Annotated in this window: 4 protein-coding genes; all 4 read left to right on the top strand. The window is 66.7% G+C overall.

Annotation, left to right across the window (positions count from 1 at the left end; genetic code table 11):
* Positions 1-111 precede the first annotated feature (111 nt).
* From ACTIFJ_RS13685 to ACTIFJ_RS13670, 4 genes are read left to right on the top strand one after another with little or no spacing between them, the layout of a single operon-like run.
* The gene (locus tag ACTIFJ_RS13685; RefSeq protein ID WP_439534671.1) at positions 112-2,481 is read left to right on the top strand and encodes a TonB-dependent receptor; all 2,370 of its coding nucleotides are present in this window, start codon (positions 112-114) and stop codon (positions 2,479-2,481) included.
* Positions 2,482-2,538: 57 nt separating this feature from the next.
* Positions 2,539-3,984 (top strand): MFS transporter, encoded by a 1,446-nt coding sequence (locus tag ACTIFJ_RS13680; RefSeq protein WP_439534670.1) that lies wholly within the window; start codon positions 2,539-2,541, stop codon positions 3,982-3,984.
* Positions 3,981-4,841 (top strand): NAD(P)-dependent oxidoreductase, encoded by an 861-nt coding sequence (locus ACTIFJ_RS13675; protein ID WP_439534669.1) that lies wholly within the window; start codon positions 3,981-3,983, stop codon positions 4,839-4,841. The genes ACTIFJ_RS13680 and ACTIFJ_RS13675 overlap by 4 nt, the downstream gene beginning before the upstream one ends.
* Entirely contained in the window at positions 4,838-6,199 is a 1,362-nt protein-coding gene (locus tag ACTIFJ_RS13670) for a RidA family protein (protein ID WP_439534668.1), read from the top strand. Before ACTIFJ_RS13675 ends, ACTIFJ_RS13670 begins: the two co-directional genes overlap by 4 nt.
* The last annotated feature ends 111 nt before the right edge of the window (positions 6,200-6,310 follow it).

Below are 6,310 nucleotides of genomic sequence, written 5' to 3'. Positions count from 1 at the left end.
CACTGCGTCGAGGGCAGTGCCGGATATCTGCTGCTGCCCGTCGTGCCGCAGCAATCGCCATCGGCCATCTCGGGGGCCGGTCACATCTAGATCAACCACAAGGGGTACATCATGCACACCAGTCACAGAAACCGGGCGGCGCTGATCGCCAGCCTGCTAGCCACCAGCCTGCTCGCCACCGGCGCGCACGCTCAGACCGCCACCGCCACCACCACGGCCGCCGTCGAGGACGACGCCATGGCCGGCGAGATCATCGTCACCGCCCGCCGCTCGTCCGAGCGCCTGCAGGACGTGCCGCTGTCGATCACCGCCCAGTCCGGTGAAGCCATGCTCGCCAAGGGCATCACCGATCTGGAGAGCCTGTCGCGCTTCACGCCCAGCCTCCAGTACAAGGATTTCGTCACCACCTTCCACGGCAACCCGGTGATCCGCGGCCTCCAGCAGGTCGACACCACCAACCCGGTCGGCAACGTCGGCGTCTTCATCGACGGCATCTACCTGCAGCGCGGCTACATGGTCGACGTGTCGATGGGTGACTGGGCGCGTGTCGAGTCCGTCAAGGGCCCGCAGTCGGCGCTCTACGGCCAGAACACCTTTGCCGGCGCCATCAACTTCGTCACCAACACGCCCGGCGACGAGTTCGAGGTCAACGCCCAGGTCACCGCCGGCAACTATGGTCGCAAGGAAGCCCAGATCGGCATCGGCGGCCCGATCATCAAGGACATCCTGTCGGCCCGCCTGTTTGTCGGCAAGATGCTCTATGACGGCTCGTGGAAGAACAACCTCCCCGTCTCGGCCGGCAACCTGGATCGCTTCGGCGGCTCCAACCGCGAGGCCTATTCGGCCAAGGTCGTCTTCACCCCGACCGACACCATCACCGTCACCGGCTTCTACCAGCAGAACCGCCGCGAGGAAGAGCTTCGGCCCTATTATGCCGTCGACGGCACCTCGCGTGACGATGTGCTGAACTGCGGCCCGCTGAACCCGGTCACCACCCGCCCGTCGCTGTTCTGCGGCCGCTTCCCGGTCAATCCGGCGGGCCTGCGCAACAACCCGGCCGTGCCGGAAGCGCCGTTCTCGGTCGAGCAGCCGCCGACGATCTCCAAGACCGAGGTCGCCAACATCACCGCCGGCTGGCAGGCCACCGACCAGCTCTATGTCCAGTATCAGTACGGCCACGCCAAGGGCGAAGCGCAGGAAGACATCGGCGCCTTCACCAACACCTTCAACCCGACCGGCGTCGCGTCGCGCAACTTCCAGCATGAAGGCGGCCGGCTGACCTACAACAGCCATGAGTTCCGCGCCGCCTGGAAGAGCGACAGCCTCGATCTCGAAGCCGGCTACCTGCACTGGAAGTCGCGCGACCAGTATCTGTTCTACTTCACCCCCGTCGTTTCCGGCCAGCCGCGCATCCGCTTCTCGTCGGATCCGTTCGCCCGTCCGACCACCGGCACCGTCATCGTCTCGCGCAACGCCGACCAGACCTTCACCACCGACTCGGTGTTCGGTCGCGCCAGCGTCAAGCTGCTCGATGACCGGCTCACGCTCGGCGCCGAAGGCCGCTACAACTGGACCGACATCGCCTTCCTCGATCTCCAGGTCGTCGGCTCCCCCGCGCTCGAAGCCACCTACAAGACCTTCGCGCCGCGCTTCACCATCGATTACCGCGTCACCAGCAACAACCTGCTCTACGCCTCGGTCGCCAAGGGCCTCAAGAACGGCGGCTTCAACGGCCGCCAGACCGGCGCCATCCCGCTCAACCCCTCCGAACAGGCGTTCGGCGAGGAAGAGAACTGGACCTATGAGATCGGCTCGAAGAACAGCTTCTTCGGCGGCGCGGTGATCGCCAATGTCGCGGCCTTCTATGTCAACTGGAACAAGAAGCAGAACTTCGTCCAGCCGCAGAACTACACGCCGCCGGCCGTGCCCGTCTTCGGCACCGTGCCGCCGAACATCTATGCCATCAACGGCGCCGCCCGTTCCTACGGCATCGAAGTCGATGGCCTTGTTCGCCCGACCCGCGAGCTGACCATCAACTATGCGCTGGCGTGGATGAACCCCGAGTACAAGGACGGCGTCATCGCCGGCAACTTCCTCGGCCTCTGCACCGGGATCAATTGCCCGGTCAACGCCGACATCAGCGGCAACCAGATCGAGCGGACCTCCAAGTTCGCCGGCACCCTGGGCTTCGACTACACCATCCCCGTCTCCGACCGCTGGGACTTCTTCGTCGGCGGCGACGTGACCTATCAGTCGAAGCAGTTCACCGACATCGTCAACGCCACGGAGATCGCGCCCTATGCGATCGCCAACACCCGCATCGGCTTCCAGGATGCCAATTGGAAGGCGTGGTTCTGGACCAACAACCTGTTCGACAAGCAGTATATCCAGAGCGTCTTCGTCATCCAGAACGTCCGTAACAACCAGGCCGCGCTGGGTGAACGCCGCACCATCGGCGTCACCGTCGCTGCCAACTTCTAAGTCCGACGGGCCGGGGCACAGGCCCCGGCCCGCCTTTTTCAACCAACCGGAGGGATGATGTCGCAAGCCACGGCCACACAGCGTCTCTCCGCAGACGATCCGCTGCCCACCTCGATCAAGGTCAGCTGGGGCGCCGGCGCGCTCGGCATGGCCCTGCTGATGAATTCGGTCGGCGGCCTGATCCTCTTCTATCTCACCACCATCGTCGGCATGTCGGGCTGGATCGCCGGCCTGCTGCTGTCCGGTGCCCGCATCTTCGATGCCCTCAACGATCCGGCCATGGGCTGGCTCTCGGACCGTACGCCCGAGAAATACGGCGGCCGTCGCCGCCCCTATTTGCTGCTCGGCGGCCTGCTCTGCGCCCTCGCCATGGTGCTGGCCTTCAACGTCCCCAAGCTCGGCACCGGCGGCAACGATCCGCTGACCATCGCCTATGTCGCCTTCGCGCTGGTCTTCTACGGAATCGCCTACACCGTCTTCAACATCCCGTTCATCGCCATGCCGGCCGAGATGACCAACGGCTATCACGAACGCTCGTCGATCCATGGCTGGCGCGTCATCTTCGCCAGCATCGGCATCACCGGCGCCGGCGCCGGTGCCGGCCTGCTGCTCGGCTGGCTGTCGACCGCCAAGATCAACAACGTCCAGGTCAACACCCAGGCCGACTATACCATCCTCGCCACCCTCTACGGCGCCATCATCCTCATCGCCTGCCTCACCGCCTGGCGCGGGACGAAGCGCGCGCCCCAGCGCCCCCGCACCATCAGCACCATGCCGATGAAGGAGCAGTTCGCCAGCTTCTTCCGCAACCGCGCCTTCCTCACCATCATGGGCGTCAAATGCTTCCAGCTGATCGCCGTCTATTCGAGCCAGGCCGCCACCTTCTTCATGGTCGTCGAGGTGCTCCAGCGCTCCAGCAGCGCCATGGCGCTGATCGGCCTGCCGATGGTCGCCACCTCGTTCGTCGCCACGCCGCTGCTGCTCAAATTCGCCAAGCGCGTCGGCAAGCGCGGCGGCTACATGACCTCCGCCCTGTTCGTCGTCGTCTCCTATCTGAGCTGGATCTTCGCCGTCCCCGGCGAGCCTGACTGGCTGCTGGTCATGCGCGGCGTCCTCGTCGGTGTCGGCTTCGCCGGCAACGTCCTGTTCGCCATGTCGATGGTCACCGACGCGATCGAATGGGACAATCACCAGACCGGCCTGCGCCGCGAGGGCATGTACACTGCCGTCTTCAGCTTCGTCGAGAAGATGGCCGGCGCCATCGGCCCCGCCGTCGTTGGCTTCGCCCTCAGCTACGCCGGCTTCAGCGCCACCAGCAAGGCGACGCCGGAAAGCTACGAGAGCGTCCGCCAGGCCGCGCTCACCGGCGTCGCCTATGTCCCCGCCGTCTGCGCCCTCGTCTCGGTGCTCCTCCTGCTGCTCTACAAGCTCGATGAAGCCACCCTCACCCGCTCGCGCGCCGCCGCCGCGCTCCGAGATGCTGCAGAGGTCAACCCGGCATGATCGTCACCGTCATCGGCCTCGGCGCCATGGGCGCGGCACTCGCCACCCGCCTGCTGTCCCAGGGCCATCAGGTCACCGTCTGGAACCGCACCCCCGCCCGCGCCGACCCCCTCGTCGCCGCCGGCGCCACTCTCGCCCCCAGCCTCGAGGCCGCCGCCGCCGCCGACCTGATCGTCACCATGGTCGCCGACGACCAGGCACTGCTGGCCCTCGCCCCCACGCTCGCCGCCCATATGCCCCCCGGCGCCCTCCACGTCTCGATGAGCACCATCGCCCCCGAGACCGCCACCACTGTCGCCGCGCTCCATGCCGACCACGGCCAGCACTATCTCGCCGCCCCGGTCTTCGGCCGCCCCCCCGCCGCCGAAGCCGGCCAGCTGTTCATCCTCGCCGCCGGCGCGCCGGAAGCCCTCGCCCGCGCCACGCCCTTGTTCGAGGCGATCGGCAAGGCCCATTTCCCCCTCGGCGATACCCCGTCCCAGGCCAATGTCGCCAAGCTCGCCGGCAACTACATGATCCTCGCCACCACCGCCGCGCTCGGCGAGGCCCTGTCCGCCGGCCAGGCCAACAACATCCCCCCCGCCACGCTGCTCAACGTCTTCACCTCGACGCTGTTCGATTCCCCCATCACCCGCAACTACGGCGCCATGCTCGTGGAACACCGCTTCCACCCCGCCGGCTTCACCGCCCAGCTCGGCACCAAGGATCTCCGCCTGTTCCGCGAGACCGCCCCCACCGCGCCCCTCGCCGACCTCCTCCAGACCCAGCTTCAAACCCTCATCGCCCGCCACGGCCCGGACATCGACTGGGCCGCGATCGGCATGCTCACCCCCGTTCAGCCGGAGACCCAAAAATGACTGACCCGAAAGCCCCCCAAGCCATCTGGCCCGATATCCCCGCCCCGCTGATGCCCTACACCCCGGCGGTCAAGGCCGGCGGCTGGGTCTTCGTCTCCGGCCAGCTCGCCTCGGACTTCAAGACCGGCATCGCCGCCGAAGCCAGGCCCGCCAACCCCAACCTCGGTGACGACCTCGCCCTCCAGTCGCGCTTCGTCATGGAAACCCTCAAGCGCACCCTCGCCAACGCCGGCTGCGACATCGCCCGCGACGTCGCCCGCATCTGGCAATGGTTCCCCTCGCCCTACCCGACCATGGAGGAATTCGCCGACGGCAACTGCTGGCCGCGCATCTCGATCACCCCCTTCCTCGAAACCCGCAACGACTACATAACCGAGCCCCGCCCTGCCTCCACGGGCATCGGCATCCGCGCGCTCCCAGTCCGCGGCGCCCGCATCGAAGTCGACATGATCGCCATCGACGATCCCGATTCCGAACCCCAGGGCAGCCCGTCCCCCGCCGGCGTCCCCGCCCCGCTCGCCGGCTATTCGCCCGCACTCCGCCGTGGCGACTGGGTCTTCCTCGCCGGCGAAGTCCCCACCGACTGGATCGGGGACTATGGCCAGGCCCGCAACCTCGGCGAACCCAACGCCCTCGCCAAGGAAGCCCGCATCAACCCCTATGTCTGGTACGGCTCCCCCATCGAGGCCCAGACCGAATATACCCTCTCCAAGCTCGCCGCCATCGCCGAAGCCGCCGGCACCTCGCTCAGCCGCGCCGTCAAGGCCGAAGTCTATATCGGCGACCCCTCGGACTTCGCCGGCATGGAACGCGTCTGGAAGCGCTGGTTCCCCGAGAACCCCCCGGCCCGCGTCGTCATCCCCTATATGGGCCTCGGCACCATGGGCAGCCGCATCGAAATCGCCTTCACCTGCCTGCACAACAGCGCCAAAATCAAAGCCGAAACCATCCAGACCTCCAATGCCCCCGAGCCCTGGAGCCACGAACCCCAGGCCATCCGCGCCGGCAACTTCCTGTTCCTCAGCCAGCAAATGGCCTGCGACTCCCGCGGCGTGCTCATGGACGGCATGACCCGCCACCCCGAATTCCCCTGGTACGGCCTCCCCGGCCAGAACCAGATGCGATACATGCTGAAAAACGTCGCCGCCATCTGCGAAGCCGGCGGCACCAAGCTGGAAAATGTCGTCCGCCGCGCCTGCTTCCACGACGAAGGCACCTGGTTCGCCGACTCGATCCAGGAATGGGCCAGCCACTTCCCCGGCATCAAGCCCGCCTCCACCACCATGAAAATCGGCGGCCCCCTCGTTGTTCCCGGCGCCAACGCGCTGCTCGATCTGATTGCCTATGTCCCTGATTGATTCAGGGAAAATGCCTCCGGCGGCGGGGGGGGGGGGCCCCACACCCCAAGAGTATGGGGTTTTGGAAATAGACCGTACTAGGAGGGGCGCTGCCACCCCACACGGAAGAAC

The organism is Polymorphobacter sp. (assembly GCF_051860865.1).
GTDB lineage: Bacteria > Pseudomonadota > Alphaproteobacteria > Sphingomonadales > Sphingomonadaceae > Sandarakinorhabdus.
This window is presented reverse-complemented; position numbering and strand designations above follow the sequence as displayed.